This is a genomic window from Collinsella sp. AM23-17, assembly GCF_003470945.1.
GTDB lineage: Bacteria > Actinomycetota > Coriobacteriia > Coriobacteriales > Coriobacteriaceae > Collinsella > Collinsella aerofaciens_O.
In genome coordinates this window covers 25274-45497 of the sequence record NZ_QRHU01000018.1, presented here as the reverse complement: position 1 = coordinate 45497, position 20224 = coordinate 25274, and the positions used below count along the sequence as shown (strand labels likewise).

Below are 20224 nucleotides of genomic sequence, written 5' to 3'. Positions count from 1 at the left end.
CAGACCGGAGGGGCGCCGGGGGCGGGAATCTGGGCGTACACATTTCCTACACATATTAAAACCCTGCTTACGTTTGCCAGCCGTTCTCTACCGCTCACCGAGGGCCTCTTTATAGTGAAGCGTCATATGGCTAAAGCTGATAGGCTCCCTTAGCCAAGGCACAGCCGGCATCGAGCAACTCATCGCGCTCCTCCACCGAGAACCCCTCGGCGTATACGCGAACCACCGGTTCGGTCCCGCTGGGGCGGATCAGCAGCCAGGTGTCATCCTCGAATGCCAAACGTAAACCATCCATATGGCTTACAGCCTGCGGCGCCTTGCCGCAAATCGATTTAGGATTCATGCCAGGAAGCAGCGTTCGCAGCGATTCGGCGTCTTCGGCCTCAAGGCGCAAATCGCGACGCCCATAGCTCGTCTTACCAAAACTGGCCTCGAGCTGATCGACCAAAACGCCCAAAGGCGCGCCCGTCTTTGCCATAAGCTCACACAGAATCAGACAAGCAAGGATTCCATCACGCTCAGGCATATGCGCGGCGATGCCGATACCGCCGGCCTCCTCGCCTCCCATGAGGACGCCGCCCTTCTTCATCTCTGCAGCTATATATTTGAAACCGACCGGCTTAACGGTCACACGACAGCCAAGCGCCTCGGCAATGCGACGCACTAGCGTCGAGCACGAGAGATTGACGACGACGCGTCCCTCCAAATTACGAAATTGAACCAAGTCGCCCAAAACGAGCGCCATGATCTGATGCGGATGTATATATCTGCCGCGCTCGTCAACCGCGCCGATACGGTCGGCGTCGCCGTCGGTCACCAGGCCAGCGCAAGCTCCGTCCTCGATAACCATGCGCTCGCAAGTGTCCACCCAAGGCTCAACGGGGTCGGGGCAGATATCTTCTTGATCAGACGCCTGCCCGGCGTGAATCTCGTGCACCTCAACGCCAAGCTCGCGCAGCAAGTCGGCTAGATAGCCCTGGGCTGCGCCGCCCATGGGGTCGACAACCACGCGCAAGTGCGCGGCGCGGATGGCTTCGGCATCGACAAACGATGCCACCGCTTGCATATAGTCAGGAATGATATCCGCGGTGCGATATTGCCCCTCGATCCCCATTGGCTCGGGAGCCATGGTCTCTTCGAGCTCTTCGATGACATCCTGGTTGGCGGTCGAGCCGTCACCCATGCGAATCTTGAGGCACAGATAACCCTGCGGATGATGGGACCCCGTCACCATGAGCGCGCCGCACGCCTCACCGTCATAAGCCGCCGCCCACGTAAGGGCAGGGGTCGGAACAGGTCGCGAAGCGAGCACGGCGTCTAGCCCGTGCGCTGCTAGCACGCCCGCCGCAAGCTCAGCGAACTCGCGCGCCAGGGGCCGGGTGTCGAACCCTATATATACCGTTTTGCCCGGATTGGTCTTTTGCCACAACTCGCCGACGGCATCGGCGATACGGGCAACGTTATCGGCAGTGAAGTCCTCATCGACGCGAGCGCGCCAACCGTCAGTTCCAAAATGAATTATCGCGCACACGCGCAGACACCTCACAGTGTTTGGATCATGTTACGCATGGGGTATACCCGCAACATGCACTCGGCAACCTGCCGGCACCAGCATTCACCATTTGGGCAAATGCTGCCAAGGACATGCAGGCAATAAAAAACCGCCCCGTATGGAGCGGTTTTGCCCTTTATATATCGAGCGCCTCGGCCATTGCTGCCGTAGTGATTGCCGTGGTTCCACAGCAACTACCCACCATTGCGGCACCGGCATGTCTCCATTCGATGCATGCGCGCGCGAAAGCTTCAGGGTTCTCGTGCCATACGGGGCCATCCTGAGTCTGGACCGGATCGCCTACGTTGGGACGCACCGTGACGGGAGTCGTCGCCGATGCAACCATCCTGGGCACCGCCGCATTCGCGGCCGCAAGCGAACAGCAATTAACACCAACCGAGTTTGCGCCGTGTTTTTCGGCGTACAAAACGGCTGCCTCGATGTTGAGGCCATCGCCCAGCAGGTCGCCTTTATCGTCAACGACAAAACTCACCAGAACAGGCATGCCGTCGGCGGCATCTCGGGCGCCGGCAAGCATGGGCTGCAGATTACGGATAGACGTCACCGTCTCGATCAGCAGACCGTCAACGCCGGCATTGAGCAAGGCGTGCGCCTGTTCGCGCGCAATGCCGCGGATTTCACGATACTCGGCAGAGTCCTCGGCAAACCACTCAATACCGATCGGGCCCATCGAGCCCAGCAGCAGCTGAGGGTGCGCCTGGCGAGCATCGTCGACGGCCCCGCGATTGACCTCCGCCACGGACGGCGCAATCTGGTCGTGCTTGAGGGCATAGCTTGATGCCTGAAAGGTGTTGGTAATGAGCACCTGCGCACCGGCGGCGACATACAAGCGATGGATACGAGAAACGGCCTGCGGCTCTGCCAGATTCCAAAACGCCGGTGGAATGTCTGCGGCGTCGTACTCACTCAACAGAACACTGCCCATGGGGCCCTGCGCCAACAAGGTCTCGCTCGACAAGCGGCGCGTAAGTTCCTCGGCACCAAAGCGATTGTAATAACTCGTATCCATATATATCCCGCTATTCCTCGACGCTGATTCCTTGCTTTTCGAGATAGGCGAGCCAGCGGTTCATCGTGTCCTCGGATAGCGCATGCTCCATCATGCAGGCCTCGGAATCGGCTCGCTCAAATTCGACACCGAGCTCCTGAACCAAAAACGTGCGGATGAGGCGATGACGGTACCAGATAGCCGTGCCAACCTCGCGGCCGCGATCGGTCAGGATTACCTTGCCATAGTGCGATTGCTCGACAAGCTCGGATGCCTTGAGCGCCGAAACCGCTTTATTGACCGATGCCTTGGAGACGCCAAGGCGCTGCGCGATGTCGACCGATCGCACGCCGTTGGTTTCCCCCTCTTCGCTTTCAATGCGAACCATGCACTCCAAGTAGTCTTCGTTCGCCACCGTCAGATGTAGTTCGCGCGAGCTATTTGTCGTATCCATGATCTTCCGTCCCTTCTGCATTCAATGGCTGATTCTACCCCATCCAAGCGTCGCGGTATGCCGTGGCATACCGTGCTAGAGTTCTTGTTGCACACGACGACCAAGATTGGAGCGGTCTTTATGGAAAACACCACCACAAACCCCGATGTCCTCGAGCGCTTTTTGCGCTACGTCCAGATCAACACGCAGTCCGAGGATGCAAACTGCGACCAGGTACCCTCGAGCGCCGTTCAGTTTGACCTTGCCAACGTGCTGGCTGAAGAGCTGCGCGAGCTTGGTGCGGAAGATGCCCACGTGACCGAGCACGCCTATGTCTGCGCGCATATCCCCGCAAGTGCGGGCGCTGAGGACAAGCCCGCCCTGGGCCTGATCGCCCATCTCGACACCACCGAAGTTGCACCGGGCGCCGGCGTGAAGCCGCACATCGTACACTACGAAGGCGGCGACCTGGTCTGCGGCACGGTTGACGGTAAGCCCGTTGCCATGAGTACCGCCAAGCTTCCCGCCCTGAATGACCTCGCGGGTGAGGACCTGGTCTGCAGCGATGGCACCACGCTGCTGGGCGCGGACGACAAGGCAGGCGTCGCCGAGATCATGTCACTTGTCGCGCGTATCGCTCAGGACCCTTCTCTGCCCCATCCCGCACTCGGCATTTGCTTCTGCCCTGACGAGGAGATCGGTCACGGAGCCGAGCTGTTGGATATCGATACCTTTGGCTGCAAGTACGCCTACACGGTCGACGGCGGCCCCATCGGCGAGCTGGAGTGGGAGTGCTTTAACGCCGCCGAGGCGACCATCCGCTTTGAGGGCCAGTCCATCCACCCGGGCGACGCCAAGGGCCGTATGGTCAACGCAGGCAATCTGTTCTGCGACTTCAACGCGTTGCTCCCCTACGTGCAGCGCCCGGAGTATACGGAAGGCTACGAGGGCTTTTATCACCTTGAGGGTGTATCTGCGACCGTCGATCACGCCACGGCGCGCTATATCGTCCGCGACCATGACGCCGCCAAGTTCCAGCAGAAACTCGACCTTATTGATGCCGCCGCCTCGATGCTCAACCAGCGTCTGGGTGAGGAGCGCGTAACGGTCGAGATTAAGCAGCAGTATCGAAATATGGCCGAAATCGTTCGTGACTATCCCGAGCTTATTGATGTTGCCAAGGAAGCCTACCTTGCCTGCGGCGTTGAGCCCCAAGTGCTGCCGATTCGCGGCGGCACCGACGGCGCGCAGCTGTCGTTCCGCGGTCTGCCCTGCCCCAACCTTTCCACCGGCGGCTATTGCTATCACGGCGTCAACGAATTCGTCCCGGTCAGTTCGCTCGTCAAGATGACCGACGTGCTCCAGGAGCTCGTCGCCCGTTTCGCATAAGCCTGGCTGCATAAGCCCAAAAGACGAATCGCCCCGTCCTCTACAGAGAACGGGGCGGTTTTTTTGCTGCAATGAGAACAGGTTGACGCACGCCAGCCTCTTAACGCAAGGAGTGTTCCAAACTGCCGGCACAAAAGGAACGTCCCCAAGTGCCGCAAAATGACGACATCCACTCTCGCTTTGTGGGTAGTCATTGGGGACGTTCTTGTTTGACTAGTCGTTTAAAAACGTCCCCAATGACTACCCAACGACTAGTCCGGACCAAGGCAACGCCGATGTTTTGGCAACGACAGCGAAAACCCGCCAGAGCGAGCAAGGTGCCTTGAAACGAGGCGGCATTGATCTTTTGATCATGCCGCCGAAGTTGAAAGGCAGATTGCCGCTCTGGCGGGTTTGCAGCGTCAACTGGTTACGCGGGCTGGTAAGCCCGCGTAACCCTAATAATTGGCCTCGTAACCGTTGCCGTCGCCGGTGGGCTGTTCGTAGTAGTCCGAATCGCTCGAATCGCTTGAGTCATCGGAATCGTCAGAGCTGACCGATGAGGTTGCGGTACCGTTTGCGTAGTCGTCAGACGTGTTGTTGTTCAGGTCACCGATCGTAGAGCTGGAGCCGTCGGAAAGACCCATGGTGTTGGGACCCTTGGGATCCTTGCCGGCATCGACGCGCTCCATCATTTCCTTGAGCTCGTCCTCGTAGACAAAGACATAGCTCACGCCGTCGATCATGGTGCTGTCGTCGGCGTACGAGGGCAGGTTGGCCGAGTAGATACCGTCGACATCCATACCGCGCATGGCATTGACCGTAGCCACGATATCCTGAACGCTCATATCGGTTACGAGCATATCGGACAGCGAATTAACCAGGCCAAAGATCTTCGTGGCATCGAAGTTATTGAGAATCTGGTTGGCAAGGGCGCCAAGCACCTGACGCTGGTGGCGCATGCGCGTGTAATCGCCGTCGGCATAGGTGTAGCGGCAGCGGGCATAGGTAAGGGCGGTGGCACCGTCCATATGCTGCTGGCCAGCGGTAATCTTAATATCCAGGTGCTCGGGGTCGTCAACATCATCGGTTGCGTTAATGTCGATACCGCCAACCGAATCAATCAGCGCCTGCATACCGTCGAAGCTGACCTCGGCATAGTGGGAAATCTGAACACCGCACAGCTCGTTGACCGCCTCGACCATGGCCTCGGCGCCGCCAACGGTATGGCAGGCGTTGATCTTCATGGTCTCGCCCTTGTACACGACCTTAGTGTCGCGCGGAACGGAAATGAGCGTCGCCTGCTTTTGCGTGGGGTCGATGCGTGCCAGGATAATCGAGTCGGCACGATACGTATCCTCGCCCGGACGGCCGTCGGTGCCAAGAAGCAGCACGTAGAACGGATCCTTTGCTTCATCGGTGTCAACCAGAACCCGACGCAGATTGTCGGTAATGACATTAGAATCGCCGAGCTTGCCCATAATGGTGGCAAACCACAGGCCGGCAGCGGTAGTGGCGCTCAGTAGCACGCCAAGCACGACAATGAGCGCGACGTGGCGAATCGTGTGGCTACGACGACGTTGGCGAGCTCGCTCGGAATAACGAGCCACGTTATCGCGACTGTAGATCTTGGCCTGCGCACCAGTTGAGGGTCTTCGGGTGGTGGTATCCGCGAGGGGCTTTTTATTAAACATAGGCAACCTGTATTAGTAGATGACGGGATCGGGGACGGTAGCATGCTCGACATGCGCGCCAAGCGCCTGCAGCTTTTCGACAAACTGCTCGTAGCCGCGCTTGATGTGATGGATAGCCGAAACCTCGGTCGTCCCGTCGGCGATCAAGCCCGCTACGACGAGGGCCGCTCCGCCGCGCAGATCGGGCGAGGTAACCTGTGCACCCGAGAAGCCCTTGACGCCATGAATCATGGCATGATGGCTCTCGATACGAATGTCGGCACCCATGCGCACCAGCTCAGAGGCAAACATAAAGCGATTCTCGAAGATGTTTTCGGTAATAACGGAACTGCCGTCGGCAAGGGCGGAGAGCACCATAATCTGCGCCTGCATGTCGGTCGGGAAACCGGGGAACGGAAGCGTCTGGATGTCGACCGGCTTGATACGCTCGGCACGGTTCACATGGACGCCATCCTCGACGCGCTCGCAGTCGATACCCATGAGCTCCATCTTCTTGAGCACCATGCCCAAATGAATGGGGCAAAAGCCCGTGACATCGACACCGCGATCGTCCGCCATCAACGCACCGGCGACGATAAAGGTACCGGCCTCGATGCGGTCGCCCACCACGCGATGGATAACGGGATGGAGCTCTTCCACGCCTTCGATAGTCACGACGGGCGTACCGGCGCCAACAATCTTGGCGCCCATCTCGTTGAGCATGTTGGCGAGATCGACGATCTCGGGCTCGCGGGCGGCATTGTCGATAACCGTGGTGCCCTGTGCGCGCACAGAGGCCATGATGAGATTCTCGGTCGCACCGACGCTGGCGAACTCGAGCGTGACGGTGGTACCGCGCAGACCTTGGGGCGCATTAGCGTTGATGTAACCGTGGGCGGTATCGAACTCAACGCCCAGGGCCTCAAGACCAAGAATGTGCATATCGATCTTACGAGCACCCAGGTTGCAGCCGCCCGGCATGGCAATTTTGGCGCGATGGAAGCGGCCCAGCAGGGGCCCCATGACGGCGGTGGAAGCGCGCATCTTGGCAACGAGCTCGTAGGGGGCCTCCCATGAATCGACCTGAGAGGTATCAATCTCGAGCGTGTGCTCGTCGAGAACATCGATCGTAGCGCCCATGCCCTTGAGCACCTTGCCCATCACGTGGACATCGGAAATATCGGGCACGTTCTGCAGCGTCGTCTTGCCCGGCGCCAGAAGCGTTGCCGCCATGAGTTTGAGCGCGGAGTTCTTGGCGCCCGAGACGGGCACGGAGCCTCCGATGGCGTGGCCACCCTCAACGCGGATAATATCCAAGGTCTACCCTTTCAAAAAGCATGCCCGGGGTGGCTGGGCCATCCCGGGCATGATGTGTTCGCAAATGGTCGAACGCTAAATCGTTTGACTATTGGGCAAGCTTGAGCTTACACCATGCGATTTCATTATAGAGGTAGGCGCGGCGTGCATCATCCTCCGACAAATTACCCAGCTTCTCTTCAAAACCTTGAATATCAGCTTTAAGCTTGTCGGCATCGACGGTCGCCAAATCGCAAGCGCGCTCGACGAGAACGGTCACGACATCGTCCGCAACCTGGGCATAGCCGCCGGCCACGGCAAACGTGTGGTCGACAGTGCCCATGGCCTTATCGGAAACGCGAACGTAACCGCGGTCGATCGTGCAGATCTCGCTGGAGTGAGCAGGCAGGACGCCAAACTCGCCATCCGTGGACGGAATCGACACAAACGCAGCGTCGCCCTCATAGGCGCAGCTCACAGGGCACACGATGCGGATACGCATAACCTACTTCTCCCCCATCTTGCGGGCGCGCTCGCGCACGTCTTCAATCGTGGAAGCATAGCGGAAAGCCTGCTCGGGCAGGTCATCGGCCTTGCCGTCGACAATCTCGGCGAAAGAGCGGACGGTATCCTCGACGCGGACGTAGACACCGGGGTTGCCGGTGAACTTCTCGGCGACGTGGAAGGACTGCGAGAGGAACTGCTGAATCTTACGGGCACGGTTGACCGTAAGGCGCTGCTCCTCGGACAGCTCGTCCATACCCAGAATGGCGATGATGTCCTGAAGGTCGGAGTACTCCTGCAGGAGCTCCTGGACCTTGACGGCGACACGGTAGTGCTCCTCGCCGACGATCGAGGGATCGAGAGCGTCGGAGGAAGATGCGAGCGGGTCGATAGCCGGGAACAGGCCAAGCGACGAAATGCTACGCGAAAGAACCGTGGTGGCGTCGAGGTGCGTAAACGTCGTGGCAGGCGCCGGGTCGGTCAGGTCGTCTGCGGGGACGTAGACAGCCTGGACGGAGGTAATGGAGCCCGTCTTGGTCGAGGTAATGCGCTCCTGGAGGTCGCCCATCTCGGTTGCCAGCGTGGGCTGGTAACCAACGGCGGACGGCATACGGCCCAGCAGTGCGGAAACCTCGGAACCTGCCTGGGAGAAGCGGAAGATGTTGTCGATGAACAGCAGAACGTCCTGGCCGCGATCGCGGAAGTACTCAGCGGTGGTAAGGCCGGCCAGACCGATGCGCAGACGCGCTCCGGGCGGCTCGTTCATCTGACCATAGACCAAGCAGGTCTTGTCGATAACGCCAGACTCGCTCATCTCGAGGAACAGGTCGGTGCCCTCGCGGGTACGCTCGCCGACGCCGGTGAACACCGAGGTGCCGCCGTGCTCCTGGGCGAGGTTGTTGATGAGCTCCTGAATCAGAACGGTCTTGCCGACGCCGGCGCCGCCGAACAGGCCGGTCTTGCCGCCACGGATGTAGGGCTCGAGCAGGTCGACGGCCTTGATGCCGGTCTCGAAGATCTCGGTCTTGGTGGTGAGCTCGTCAAAGCGGGGCGCTGCATGGTGGATGGGGTAGAACTCCTCCACCTCAGGCATGGGCTTGCCGTCGACAGGCTTGCCCATGACGTTCCAAATGCGGCCGAGCGTCTTGGGGCCAACGGGCATCTTCATGGGCTCACCGGTATCGGTGGCGATGAGGCCGCGCTGCAGGCCGTCGGTCGAGGACATGGCGACCGTGCGGACGACGCCGCCCGGAAGCTGGCTCTCGACCTCGAGGATCGTGCTCAGATGACCGATCGGGGTCTCGGCCTCGACCGTGAGCGCGTTGTAGATCGGGGGCACCGCGCCGTCAAACTTGACGTCGACGACAGGGCCGATGATACGCACGATGCGACCATCACCGGCAGTCGTCTTCTTGGTGGCTTCCTCGACCGCAAGCTTTACGGTGTTATTAGCCATTACTGTTCCTCCAATGCTGAGGCTCCGCCGACGATCTCGTTAATCTCGGTCGTGATCGAAGCCTGGCGCACGCGACTATACGTGCGGGTAAGGGTCGAGATGATCGCGGTGGCGTTTTCCGTCGCGGAGTGCATGGCCTTGCGGCGTGCACCCTGCTCGGCAGCCGCCGAATCAATCAGGGCCTGGTAGATGACCGTCAGGATATAAGACGGCACAAGCTTGCCGAGAACATGCTCGGGGGAGGGCACGAACTCGAACGTGGACGAGATGCGCTTAGGGGCGTCGGTCTCGTTCTTACGCGGACCGTGGGCCATAGCGATCATCTCGGGGTCGAGCGGCAACAGATGCTCGACGCGAAGCTCCTGATCCACGCGGTTCTTGGCGTGGTGGTAGACAAGCTCGACACGGTCAAGCTCACCGGCACGATACGCATCGCAGATATGAGAGGAAATCATGCGGGCCTGATTGAAATCGGGCTCAGAGGAGTTGCCCTCAAAGTGCATGACAACGTTTGCGCGGTCACGGAAATACGTGGCCGGCTTACGCCCGCACGCGATGATCTCGCACTCGATGCCATCGTTCGCCCAAGAAGCGGCGAGCTTTTCGGCCGTGCGCTCCACCGTCGTATTGAAACCGCCGGCAAGGCCGCGGTCCGAAGCAATGACGACAATCAGGCCATGCTTGACGCTCTCATGCTTCTGCAGCATGGGATCGGTGCCCGAACAGGAGGCGTCGCCGGCGACCGTCAACATGACGTCGGTCAGCGCCTCCTTATAGGGCTCGGCCTGCTTGGAGCGATCGAGGGCACGACGGATCTTGGCCGTAGAGACCATCTCCATCGTGCGCGTGATCTGCTTGGTCGTGGTAACCGAGGAGATTCGCTTCTTAATGTCGCGAAGGTTGGCCATGGGGCTTAGTTCTCCTCTGATCCAGAAACATCCGAATGGTGCTTGGCCATGAACTGCTGCTTGAAGTCGCCGATGACGCGCAAGAGCTCAGCCTTGGTGTCATCATCGATCTTCTTGGCGCGAACCTTGTCGAGCAGCGAACCAAAGCCATTGTCCATGTACTCGATGAGCTCGGCACGGAAGGGCAGCACGTCGGCGATCTCCAGGTCATCCAGGAAGCCCTCGTTGCCAGCGAACAGCGTAACGATCTGCTCGCCAACCTCAAACGGCTTGTAACGCGGCTGCTTCAGGAGCTCGGTCATGCGAGCACCATGGGTCAGCTGCTTCTGAGTAGCCTCGTCGAGGTCGGAGCCGAACTGCGTAAAGCCAGCGAGCTCCTGATAGGAAGCGAGGTCCAGACGGAGGTTGCCGGCGACCTGCTTCATGGCCTTGGTCTGCGCATCGCCACCGACGCGGGACACGGAGATGCCCACATCGACTGCCGGGCGCTGACCCTGGAAGAAGAGCTCGGACTGCAGGTAGATCTGACCATCGGTAATGGAAATGACGTTGGTCGGAATGTAGGCCGAGACGTCGCCGTCCTGGGTCTCGATGATCGGCAGTGCGGTCATGGAGCCGTAACCGTTCTTCTTGGACATCTTGACGGCACGCTCGAGCAGACGAGAGTGCAGGTAGAAGATGTCGCCAGGATAGGCCTCGCGTCCGGGCGGACGATGCAGCGTCAGCGACATCTGACGGTAGGCCACAGCCTGCTTGGACAGGTCGTCGTAGATGACGAGCACGTGGCCGCCGGGGTTGGTCTCGCTGGCGGGCTTGCCGTCCTCGCCGTTGTACATGAAGAACTCGCCGATAGCGGCACCGGCCATAGGCGCGATGTACTGCATAGGGGCGGAATCGGCAGCGGTGGCCGAAACGATGATGGTGTAGTCGAGCGCACCGTGCTGAGCGAGGGTCTCGCGGATGTTGGCAACCGTGGAGGCCTTCTGGCCGATGGCGACATAGATGCAGACCATGCCCTTGCCGCGCTGGTTGAGGATAGCGTCGATGGCGATGGCGGTCTTACCGGTCTTACGGTCGCCGATGATGAGCTCACGCTGACCGCGGCCAATAGGCACCATGGAGTCGATAGCGAGCAGACCGGTCTGAACCGGCTCGCACACCGGGGTACGATCGATGACGCCGGGAGCCTTGAACTCGATGGGGCGACGGTGCGTGGCGACGATGTCGCCCAGGCCGTCGATGGGCTGGCCGAGCGGATTGACGACGCGGCCGAGCATGGCACGGCTCACGGGGATATCCATAATGCGGCCAGTGGTGCGGCACTCGTCGCCTTCCTTGATGGAGTCGACGGCACCGAACAGAACGGCGCCGACCTCGTCACGGTCAAGGTTCTGGGCAAGGCCGAAGACGGTCTCACCGGTATCGGAGCTCTTGAACTCCAGAAGCTCGCCTGCCATGGCGCTCTTGAGGCCGGAGACGCGCGCGATGCCGTCGCCTACCTCGTCGACCGTTGAAACCTCATGCGTATCGACCGTCGCGGAGAGGCTCGTGAGCTGCTCCTGCAGTTTCTTGGCGATATCCTGGGCATTGAGGGTTTCGGACATTAGGCTTCACCTCCGTACGAATTAGCAGAGTTTGCGAGGGTCTCCTGCGCGATGCGCAGCTGCGTCTTGACGGAAATGTCACGACGCTCGCCGCGGGCCTCGAGCACCAGGCCGCCCACGATAGACGGGTCGACCTGCTCGATAAGGAATACCTTGCGGCCGAAGTCCTGCTCGCATTTCTTAGTGATGGTTTGACGCAGCTCGTCGTCGAGCGGGATCGCCGTGGTGACGGTCACGCCCACTACATCCTCGTCTTCCTCGGCAACATACTTAAAGGCAGCTGCCACCTTGGGAAGAAGGTCGAGCTGGTCGCGCTTGGACATGGTGTCGAGCACGGCGATGATCTCGGGGCTGGCAGAAGCCAAGCGCTCGATCATCTCGAGGTCCTCGAACACATGGTTCTCAGCCTTAGCGGCTTCCAGAAGGGAGCGCGCGTAGGTCTCGAGCACCTTGTCCTGATAGCGGCTAGTCGGCATTCAGGCTACCTGCTTCCTGGATGTAGCGCTCGATGAGCTTCTTCTGCTCGGCATCGTCCTCGAGTGCCTCGCCCACGATCTTGGTGGCGACGGCAACGGACAGGTCGGCGATGGAGCTCGCGGCACCGGCGTAAATGGACTTGCGCTCGTCCTCGACGGTCGTATGGGCCTTGGCGATGATCTCCTCGGCCTCCTTGTGAGCAGCCTCGATGATACGGGCGCGCTCGGACTCGGCGTCCTTACGGGCCTCGAGGACGATGTCGGCAGCCTGACGGCGGGCGTCGGTGACGATCGAGTCGGACTCAGCGCGCTTGGCGATAGCCTCCTGCTTGGTCTTCTCGGCCTCGTCGAGGCTCTCCTCGATCTTCTTGCCGCGCTCCTCCATGGTTTTCATGATGCCCGGCAGGGCGACCTTGGCCAGCACGATCCAGATGATCAGGAAGGCGATAAGCGCCGGGATGAACTCCGCCATCTTAGGGATGAGGATGTCCGCACCGGCAGCGCCGTCCTCGGCGAACGCGGAAACCGGCATGAGCAGCGCGGCCGCGGACGCGGAGAGTGCGATCGCGCTCTTCTGGGATGAAAGATTCATACTTGACGCTCCGTGCTATTTAACGATCAGCGCGACAACGAAGCCGATCAGAGCCAGAGCCTCGCCGAAGGCGGAGCCCATGATGAAGACAGTGAACACGCGGCCCTGGACCTCAGGCTGACGGGCCATAGCACCCGTAGCACCCAGAGCAGACAGGCCGATAGCAAGACCAGCGCCGATAACACCGAGACCGTAACCGATAACTCCCACGATTCCTCCTTTGTCGTGCGTGTCTTATTTCACGCAGGATAACCTTTTTATAACTGCCGGGCTCCATGGGTACGGGCACCGGCGGTTTAACGAATTGCCTTACCTTGAAGACGCGAACGGAAGCCTACTCCTCCTCCGCGACCTCCTCTGCCTCAGAGACATACACGGCGGTAAGGACCGTGAAGACGTAAGCCTGGATAGCGCCGACCACAAGCTCGATCGCATAGATCAGGATGAGGATGGCAAGCCAGGCCAGCGAAGGCAGGGCGCCGACGGCGTGCGCCGCGGAAACCTGCTGAAGCAGCGGCTGCATGAACATGCTCGCCATGATGGCGAACGAGCCCATGACCACGTGTCCTGCGAACATGTTGCAGAACAGACGGACGGCGAGCGTGATGAGGCGCAGGAAGGTCGAGAAAAGCTCGACGACCCACACGAGCACGTTCATCGGGAAGCTCACGCCCTGCGGGGCGAGGCTCTTGATGTAGCCGATCACGCCGTGAGCCTTGCATCCGTAGTAGATGAAGTACACGAAGGCGAAAATGGCGAGCGCGGCGGTGGAGCCGATTGCGCCGGTGCCGGGCTTCATTCCCGGGATCAGGCCGATCATGTTGTTGATCAGGATGAACAGGAAAAGCGAGCACAGGAACGGGAAGTGCTTCTTCCAGTTCTCACCCACGACGCCCTTGCCGATATCGTTCTCGACGTACTCGATGATGTACTCGAAACCGTTGACGAAGAAGCCCTTGGGAACCAGGGTCTGTTTCTTCTTGAACACGGCCAGGACGATCAGGAGCACGATCGTGGAGACGATCAGCCAAAACGAGTACTGCGTGATGCCGCAGCTCAGATCGCCCACGACAGGGGTGGAGCTGAACTCGCTGACCAGATGATTAATCTCATCAGGCAGCTTTTCAAAAATTTCCACGACTTACCTTTCGACCTCATGAGGATCTCGCAGCGCCTTGGCGACGCGAACCGTGCAGGCGGCCATAAAGGCCACGAAGCCGATCGCCTCGCCCAGGAGGAACATGCGAAATGCCTCTCCGAACAACACAAACACAACCAAGGTAAAGACGAGCAGGGCGATTGCCGAGACCGCCAGACTCACCATGCCCTTGAACATGTCCGCATTCTGCTTATCGTCAAGAACCGGCTTGAGCGTAAAGACAAAGGGAAGGAAGGCAATTGCGCCCGCGATGGCGCCTGCAACGATAGCGAGCAGATCGGCTATCTGAAACACTGGCGTCCTCACTTTCCTTTTTAACGCTTCACAGAACAGTTCCCGCCAAACATTGGTGACTATTGTACGAGCCAATCGCTAAAGTACAACCGAAAAAGCATCGGTTAATACGCACCTGTTCGTTTTCTTAAGACCTTCTTTATGCCGCAGGTACGGTAATACGTTTTTCTCGAACCCTGCAGGGCAAAACGTCCGTTAACAGGAGTGCGCGCGGTCGCCTTTTGTTCGTCCGCGCGCACCGTTTCTTCGTATTTGCAGCCGCGGCCGTTTAGCCCAGCGACTAGAGCGTGCCGTAGATGCGGTCGCCGGCGTCGCCCAGGCCGGGAACGATGTAGGCGGCCTCGTTGAGATGGTCATCGATGGCGCACGTATAAATATGTACGTCAGGATCCTTCTCGGTCAGCGACTTGAGGCCCTCGGGGGCCGCGACGATGCACAGCATGCGGATGTCCTTGACACCGCGCCCGCGCAGGTAGCTGATGGCCATCTCGGCCGAACCGCCCGTGGCGAGCATGGGGTCGACGACCAGGCAGATGCGCTGGTCGATATCCTTGGGCATCTTGCAGTAATACTCGTGCGGCTCGTGGGTGACCTCGTCGCGCTCCATGCCGATGTGGCCCACGCGAGCGGAGGGCACCAGGTCGAGGATGCCGTCGACCATGCCAAGGCCCGCACGCAGGATGGGCACGATGGCGAGTTTCTTGCCGGCGAGCTGCTTAAACGTTGCGGTGGTGATAGGGGTCTCGACCTCGACGTCTTCCATAGGCAGGTCGCGCATGGCCTCGTAGCAGTCAAAAAGCGCGAGTTCGCGCACGAGCTGACGGAACTGGTTGGTGCCGGTGTTTTTGTCGCGCAGAATCGACAGCTTGTGCTGGACGAGCGGGTGATCGACAAGCGTCACACGGGACGCATCGTAGGTGACGGTCATGGGTTGATTGCCCCTTTCGTTGCGGCCTCAAAACGGCCTTGCTGACAAGGCGCGCAGCAATGTTGCCGCCGCACGCCATGCATTAGTTTAGCGGTTTGTTGTATCGAGCAGCCCATCGCAGCCCTACTGTGAGGTGCTGAGCGAGCGCCTGACTGCATCACGCCAGCCCGCAAGGTTTTGCTCGCGGCGCTCGGCGGACATGTGGGGAAGGAAGGTCCTAACGATCTGGGCATTTTGCTCCAGCTCTTCCAGGTCTTCCCAATAGCCGACGGCAAGACCCGCCAAGTACGCGGCACCGATTGCCGTGGTCTCCACCGTCTCGCATTGCAGCACGGGGATATCCAGCAGGTCGGCCTGGAATTGCATGATGAACTCGTTGCGCGAGGCACCGCCATCGACAGACAGGCGCTCAATCGAAAGCCCCACGTCCTGCTCCATGGCGCGCAGCACGTCGTAGCTCTGATATGCCATGGATTCGCAGGCGGCACGTACGATGGTCGCACGGCTCGAGGCGCCGGTCAGACCGCACACGATACCGCGAGCATGCGGGTCCCACCAGGGAGCACCCAAACCCGCAAAGGCCGGAACGAAGTAGCAGCCCTCGTTGTCGCTAATCGAAGCGGCGAGTTGTGCCGACTCGCTCACGCTCGAGATGATGCCCATGTTGTTGCGAAGCCAGTTCATCGTTAAGCCGGCGGCAAAAATAGAGCCCTCGAGCGCATAGCTGACTTTGCCGTCCGCAGCGATACCGATGGTGGAGACCAGGCCATTCTTGGATTCGACGATCTCGTCGCCGGTGTTCATGAGCATAAAGCAACCCGTGCCATAGGTGTTTTTGGTCTGGCCGGGACGGAAACAGCAGTGGCCGAACAGCGACGCCTGTTGGTCACCCGCCACGCCCATGATGGGCGGCATGTTGGTCATGATGTCGCTCGCGACGCGGCCGTAGTCGCCCGAGCTCCAGCGAACCTCGGGCATCATGGAACGTGGAACGTCAAAGAGTGCCAGCAGGTCGTCGTCCCAATCGAGCGTATGGATATTAAAGAGTGCCGTGCGGCTGGCATTGGTGTAGTCGGTGGCAAAGACCTGGCCGCCGGTGAGGTTGTAGATGAGCCAGGTGTCGATGGTGCCAAACATGAGGTCGCCCGCCGCCGCGCTTTCGCGTGCGCCGTCGACGTTGTCGAGAATCCACTGCACCTTGGAGGCCGAGAAATACGGGTCGAGCGTGAGTCCCGTGCGGGAGCGCACCAGCCCTTCTGCGCCCTGCTCGACAAGCTCGTCGATCAAAGGTGCGGTACGGCGGCACTGCCATACGATAGCGTTATAGATCGGCTGACCGCTCACGCGATCCCAGACCACCGTGGTCTCGCGCTGGTTGGAGATGCCGATGGCAGCAATGCGGTCGGAGTGGATACCGCTCTTAAACTGGACTTCCATCATGACGGCGATCTGGCTAGCAAGGACCGCCATGGGGTCTTGCTCCACCCAGCCGGGACGCGGGAAGCTGGTTTTGACGCTGCGACGTGCCTGCGCGACGATGCATCCGTACTCGTCGACGATGGTCGCAAGTACCGAGGTGGTGCCGCAGTCGAGCGCCATGATGTAGGAACCGCCAAAGTCAAACGAGGCATCTTCCATGCCCAGGCTGCCCAGATTCAACGACATCGCTTAAACCTTTCTATTGCATCGGGTCGGACAGGACCCGTTCGATCTCTGATGCGGGAAGTGCGCCTTGGCGCAGGATCTGGAGCTCGCCGTGCTGAAACGACACGATGGTCGAGGCGTCGCGACACGGGGTCTCACCGGCGTCGACGGCAACATCGACCCCCTCCAGGATGCGACCCTCCACCGTGATAAAACTTGCCGGCGCGGGCGCGCCATGCGTGTTGGCGCTGGTGCAGGCAAGGGGGCTGCCACAGGCGCGAATGAGCGCCTGCACCACGGGCGAGGCCGAAGCGCGAAGTGCCACCGTGTCGTCGGCAGCGCGCATAAAGGTCGGCACGCAGGGGGCTGCCTTGACCACGATAGTCAGGGCTCCCGGCCAGCATCGTCGCGCGAGTATGCGGGCATCTTCCGGGATATCCACGCCATAGCGGTCGAGTGCTTCGACGCCATCGACCAGCCAAGCGACGGTTTGCGTGAGTTCACGTTGCTTGAGAGTGAAGATACGGCGATAGCCGGTGCCGAGCGCAGGAACTGCGGCGCCATTGACGGCAGCCTGCGGATCGCGCGGCCACGATGGGAATTCGCTTGTATCTTGGGGCACGGCGTCCGAGAAGGCGTTGACTGCCACGGCGACACCGTAGACGGTCTCGGTCGGGATCAAAGCCAGGCCGCCGCGGCCGAGCACCTCGGCCGTGCGCTCGACGGCAAGCCGATGCGGCTCGCGCGTTCCCTCGTATACCCGATAGACCGTCTGCATGTGTATGCCAGCCCCTTACGCTCTGGTGCAAGTTTGTTTACTGTGGGGCATTCTCGCACGAAACGTTCAACCTATTTGCCCAGAGCGCATGTTGGTTTGGTGAGCGGCTCTAGTAGTCGGTGAAAGTGAGGGGGTTATTGGACGGCTACGAACTTCTTTGGCCTGCCGGCGTGGCGTTCTTGGGCGGCGTAGCGCTCGATGCTGTCTATCGTTATCATCCGACGGCCGTCGACGAGTTCAACATCGAGCTTTCCGGCTTTGACCAGCGCGGTAATCCGCGGAGCGGAGACTTTGAGGTCCAGCGCTGCGTCTTTAAATGTTCGGCACGCCGCTTCCCGAGCGTCCTCGTGGTCGATTTCGACTGAAAGGGCCACGACCTCGGCCGAGCGTTCGTACCCTGCCGGAGTCAAACCGTTGTTGAGGTCGTCGGCCAAAAACGCCATCAGTGCCTCGGTAGCATGGGCAATCGCTTCTTCGCGCGTATCGCCATCGGCAAAGGCGCCGGGAATCTGCGGGAAGCTAGCGCAGTAACCGTCGTCTTCTTTTATGAGAACGCAGTCATAGGTAAATCGCTGCCTCATTTTGCCTCCAACTACCATCCAGCTTGGCGACGAATACTTGCCCACGTGCCCTTCTTTGGTCGATCACCACCAGAGCCGTTCACGGTGACAACACGGTCACCAGAAACATACTTAGCATGACTACCGACTTGCGCGACCTTCACGAATCCATCGTGCTTGAGTAGGGCAATGATTTCCCGAAAGGTAGGAGGTTGCATGGGCCGACCTCTTTCAGCCGTCCTAATTATAAACTACTTTATAATTTTTGCTAACCAGTTAATAAATATTACTGGCGTTGCTTGGGCTCGGTGACGATGGCTCGGACAATGCGGGGGCGATCGGTGAGGTCGTGGACGATACGCACGTCCGAAAGGCCTGCTTGACGACAGAGCTCGGCCGCGGCGTCGAGCGCGCCCTCGTAGAGCTCGCAGGCAAACAGGCCGCCGGCACGCAGCATGTAGGGCGCCGCGTTGAGCAGGCGGCGGAAGATATCGAGACCGTCGGCACCGCCCTCGAGCGCCAGATCGGGCTCAAAGTCCTTGACCTCATGCGGCAGCGAGCGCATGACGTCGGTCGGGATGTAAGGTGGGTTGGAGACGAGCACATCAAAGGTGCCCCACTCTTCGCGGGGAATGGAACTCACCAGGTTTGTGAGGCTGAAGGCGACCTCGTCGGACGTGAGGCCAAGCGCATCACGGTTTTTGGTGGCCAGATCGATGGCGCGCGGCTCGATATCGGTAGCAGTGCAGGTAACGTGGCCGCGGCGCTCCCAGGCAAGGGAGAGCGAAATGCAGCCCGTGCCGCAGCCGACCTCGAGAACGCGGGCAGTGCGGGGCTCGGCTGGGGCAGATACGTTGGCCTCGGCGGCATCTTGCGCGGGAGTCGCCTGTTGGTCGTTGTCCTCAATGGCGATGCCGTATTCGTCGAGCTCGGGCTCGGGGGTTTCCATGGCCTCTGCTTCTGCCGCTTCGGCTTCTGCCGCCTGCGCGGCGGCTTCCTCGGCCTCGCGATCGGCCAGTTCCTCGGCATAAGCGCGACTGCCCAGCACATCGCCGCCTAGTGCCGCCTCGTCGGCAGCTGTGAGGTTGGCGGCACGGCGCTCGGCCGTCGCTCGCTCGTCGGCCAATGCGGCCTCGGCTTTGCGTGCCTGCTCGACCTCATCGTTCCAAGGCAGCTCAACACGCTGACGGGCAGCGGCCTCGGGGCTCAGTACCTCGGCATCCAGATAATTGAGGACTTCCTCGACGAGCATCTCGGTCTCGGGGCGCGGAATGAGCACACCGGGGGCGCACGCGACGTCGATCATGCGAAACTGCGTGCTGCCCGTGATGTATTGCAGCGGCTCGCCCTTAGCGCGGCGGACAACGGCCGCATGCATGGTCTCGAGCTGGGCCGCGTTAAGCGTCTCGTCCATACGCATATATAGGTCAATGCGCGCCAGGCCCGTGGCGGCGCACAGCAGCCACTCGGCAGAAAGACGGGGGTGCTCCTCGCCGCGCTCGGCCAGGTACTCCTTGGTCCACTCGAGACAACGCTTGATGGTCCAAATCTCGTTTGCCATGGGGCCCTCCCCTCTTAAGCGCCGGACGGCGCGCGAATGTCGGAGCAGATTGTAAGCGAGGCCAGCGCTTGGCAAGGGGCGATTGAAGGCGATTATCGAGAATCAGCCCAGAATTTTGCTTGGAGCCTGCCTAGAGTGTTCATTCGCTGACGTCTAAATTTGCATTCGTCAAGCTTTTGGCAAGGTTGCCCCAAAACTGACCAATATCTAACCAAGAACTTGCCAAATCACTTGACGCGCGACGCACCAAAAAGGACCCCGCGACTTCGCGAACGATATTTTGAGCATTATTTTCAATAGCAGATGCACACCGTTAATTGCTTTAAGCAGGTAAGCAGCTCAAAGGCCATCACAGCTGATTGAATAACACCTCAAAGCAATATGCCCAACCTAGTCATTTAAGAACGTCCCCAATGACCACCTCTAAGG

The 20224-nt window shown here is 60.1% G+C and carries 21 protein-coding genes; 1 reads left to right on the top strand and 20 read right to left on the bottom strand.

The window, feature by feature from the left end:
- Nucleotides 1–130 precede the first annotated feature (130 nt).
- The 3 genes from DW645_RS07650 to DW645_RS07640 form a co-directional block, all read right to left on the bottom strand.
- Nucleotides 131–1531 carry a phosphoglucomutase/phosphomannomutase family protein gene (locus DW645_RS07650; RefSeq protein WP_118227146.1) on the bottom strand — a complete coding sequence of 467 codons (1401 nt, stop codon included), beginning with the start codon at nucleotides 1529–1531 and terminating at the stop codon, nucleotides 131–133.
- 157 nt (nucleotides 1532–1688) lie between these two features.
- The gene (locus DW645_RS07645) at nucleotides 1689–2582 is read right to left on the bottom strand and encodes a homocysteine S-methyltransferase family protein (RefSeq protein WP_118227144.1); all 894 of its coding nucleotides are present in this window, start codon (nucleotides 2580–2582) and stop codon (nucleotides 1689–1691) included.
- A gap of 10 nt (nucleotides 2583–2592) precedes the next feature.
- Complete coding sequence (locus DW645_RS07640) at nucleotides 2593–3015, bottom strand: metal-dependent transcriptional regulator (protein ID WP_117564991.1); 423 nt, start codon at nucleotides 3013–3015, stop codon at nucleotides 2593–2595.
- A gap of 120 nt (nucleotides 3016–3135) precedes the next feature.
- Here DW645_RS07640 and pepT point away from each other — a divergent pair, with 120 nt between their 5' ends.
- Nucleotides 3136–4383: a peptidase T gene (gene pepT, locus DW645_RS07635; protein WP_118227150.1), complete on the top strand. Its 1248-nt coding sequence runs from the start codon at nucleotides 3136–3138 to the stop codon at nucleotides 4381–4383.
- 437 nt (nucleotides 4384–4820) lie between these two features.
- Here pepT and DW645_RS07630 read toward each other — a convergent pair whose 3' ends face one another.
- From DW645_RS07630 to DW645_RS07550, 17 genes are all read right to left on the bottom strand, one after another.
- Nucleotides 4821–6056 (bottom strand): LCP family protein, encoded by a 1236-nt coding sequence (locus DW645_RS07630; RefSeq protein WP_118227143.1) that lies wholly within the window; start codon nucleotides 6054–6056, stop codon nucleotides 4821–4823.
- A 12-nt stretch (nucleotides 6057–6068) separates the two neighbouring features.
- Entirely contained in the window at nucleotides 6069–7352 is a 1284-nt protein-coding gene (murA, locus tag DW645_RS07625) for a UDP-N-acetylglucosamine 1-carboxyvinyltransferase (protein WP_089573101.1), read from the bottom strand.
- Between the two features lie 88 nt (nucleotides 7353–7440).
- A complete protein-coding gene (gene atpC, locus DW645_RS07620) occupies nucleotides 7441–7833 on the bottom strand; it encodes an ATP synthase F1 subunit epsilon (RefSeq protein WP_118227141.1) in 393 nt (130 codons plus the stop codon).
- 3 nt (nucleotides 7834–7836) lie between these two features.
- Nucleotides 7837–9291, bottom strand: coding sequence for a F0F1 ATP synthase subunit beta (gene atpD, locus DW645_RS07615; protein ID WP_006235717.1), 1455 nt, complete (start codon nucleotides 9289–9291; stop codon nucleotides 7837–7839).
- Nucleotides 9291–10199 carry an ATP synthase F1 subunit gamma gene (gene atpG, locus DW645_RS07610; protein ID WP_006235716.1) on the bottom strand — a complete coding sequence of 303 codons (909 nt, stop codon included), beginning with the start codon at nucleotides 10197–10199 and terminating at the stop codon, nucleotides 9291–9293. The genes atpD and atpG overlap by 1 nt, the downstream gene beginning before the upstream one ends.
- 5 nt (nucleotides 10200–10204) lie before the next feature.
- A complete protein-coding gene (gene atpA, locus DW645_RS07605; protein WP_035138794.1) occupies nucleotides 10205–11803 on the bottom strand; it encodes a F0F1 ATP synthase subunit alpha in 1599 nt (532 codons plus the stop codon).
- Nucleotides 11803–12279, bottom strand: a complete 477-nt coding sequence (locus DW645_RS07600) for a FoF1 ATP synthase subunit delta (RefSeq protein ID WP_006235713.1) — start codon at nucleotides 12277–12279, stop codon at nucleotides 11803–11805. The genes atpA and DW645_RS07600 overlap by 1 nt, the downstream gene beginning before the upstream one ends.
- The gene (gene atpF / locus DW645_RS07595) at nucleotides 12269–12871 is read right to left on the bottom strand and encodes a F0F1 ATP synthase subunit B (protein ID WP_006235712.1); all 603 of its coding nucleotides are present in this window, start codon (nucleotides 12869–12871) and stop codon (nucleotides 12269–12271) included. Before atpF ends, DW645_RS07600 begins: the two co-directional genes overlap by 11 nt.
- Before the next feature lie 15 nt (nucleotides 12872–12886).
- The gene (locus DW645_RS07590) at nucleotides 12887–13081 is read right to left on the bottom strand and encodes an ATP synthase subunit C (RefSeq protein WP_022094262.1); all 195 of its coding nucleotides are present in this window, start codon (nucleotides 13079–13081) and stop codon (nucleotides 12887–12889) included.
- A 124-nt stretch (nucleotides 13082–13205) separates the two neighbouring features.
- Entirely contained in the window at nucleotides 13206–14009 is an 804-nt protein-coding gene (gene atpB, locus DW645_RS07585; protein ID WP_022094263.1) for a F0F1 ATP synthase subunit A, read from the bottom strand.
- Nucleotides 14010–14012: 3 nt separating this feature from the next.
- Nucleotides 14013–14324, bottom strand: coding sequence for a hypothetical protein (locus DW645_RS07580; protein ID WP_118227139.1), 312 nt, complete (start codon nucleotides 14322–14324; stop codon nucleotides 14013–14015).
- Nucleotides 14325–14604: 280 nt separating this feature from the next.
- Nucleotides 14605–15252, bottom strand: coding sequence for a uracil phosphoribosyltransferase (gene upp, locus DW645_RS07575; RefSeq protein WP_118227137.1), 648 nt, complete (start codon nucleotides 15250–15252; stop codon nucleotides 14605–14607).
- Between the two features lie 123 nt (nucleotides 15253–15375).
- Entirely contained in the window at nucleotides 15376–16917 is a 1542-nt protein-coding gene (glpK, locus tag DW645_RS07570; RefSeq protein ID WP_118227135.1) for a glycerol kinase GlpK, read from the bottom strand.
- Between the two features lie 13 nt (nucleotides 16918–16930).
- Nucleotides 16931–17674 (bottom strand): L-threonylcarbamoyladenylate synthase, encoded by a 744-nt coding sequence (locus DW645_RS07565; RefSeq protein WP_089573104.1) that lies wholly within the window; start codon nucleotides 17672–17674, stop codon nucleotides 16931–16933.
- A gap of 134 nt (nucleotides 17675–17808) precedes the next feature.
- Nucleotides 17809–18300: a type II toxin-antitoxin system HicB family antitoxin gene (locus tag DW645_RS07560; protein WP_128620077.1), complete on the bottom strand. Its 492-nt coding sequence runs from the start codon at nucleotides 18298–18300 to the stop codon at nucleotides 17809–17811.
- Nucleotides 18267–18452: a type II toxin-antitoxin system HicA family toxin gene (locus DW645_RS10240; RefSeq protein ID WP_089573106.1), complete on the bottom strand. Its 186-nt coding sequence runs from the start codon at nucleotides 18450–18452 to the stop codon at nucleotides 18267–18269. The genes DW645_RS07560 and DW645_RS10240 overlap by 34 nt, the downstream gene beginning before the upstream one ends.
- A 68-nt stretch (nucleotides 18453–18520) precedes the next feature.
- Entirely contained in the window at nucleotides 18521–19795 is a 1275-nt protein-coding gene (locus DW645_RS07550; protein ID WP_089573107.1) for a HemK/PrmC family methyltransferase, read from the bottom strand.
- Nucleotides 19796–20224 lie beyond the last annotated feature (429 nt).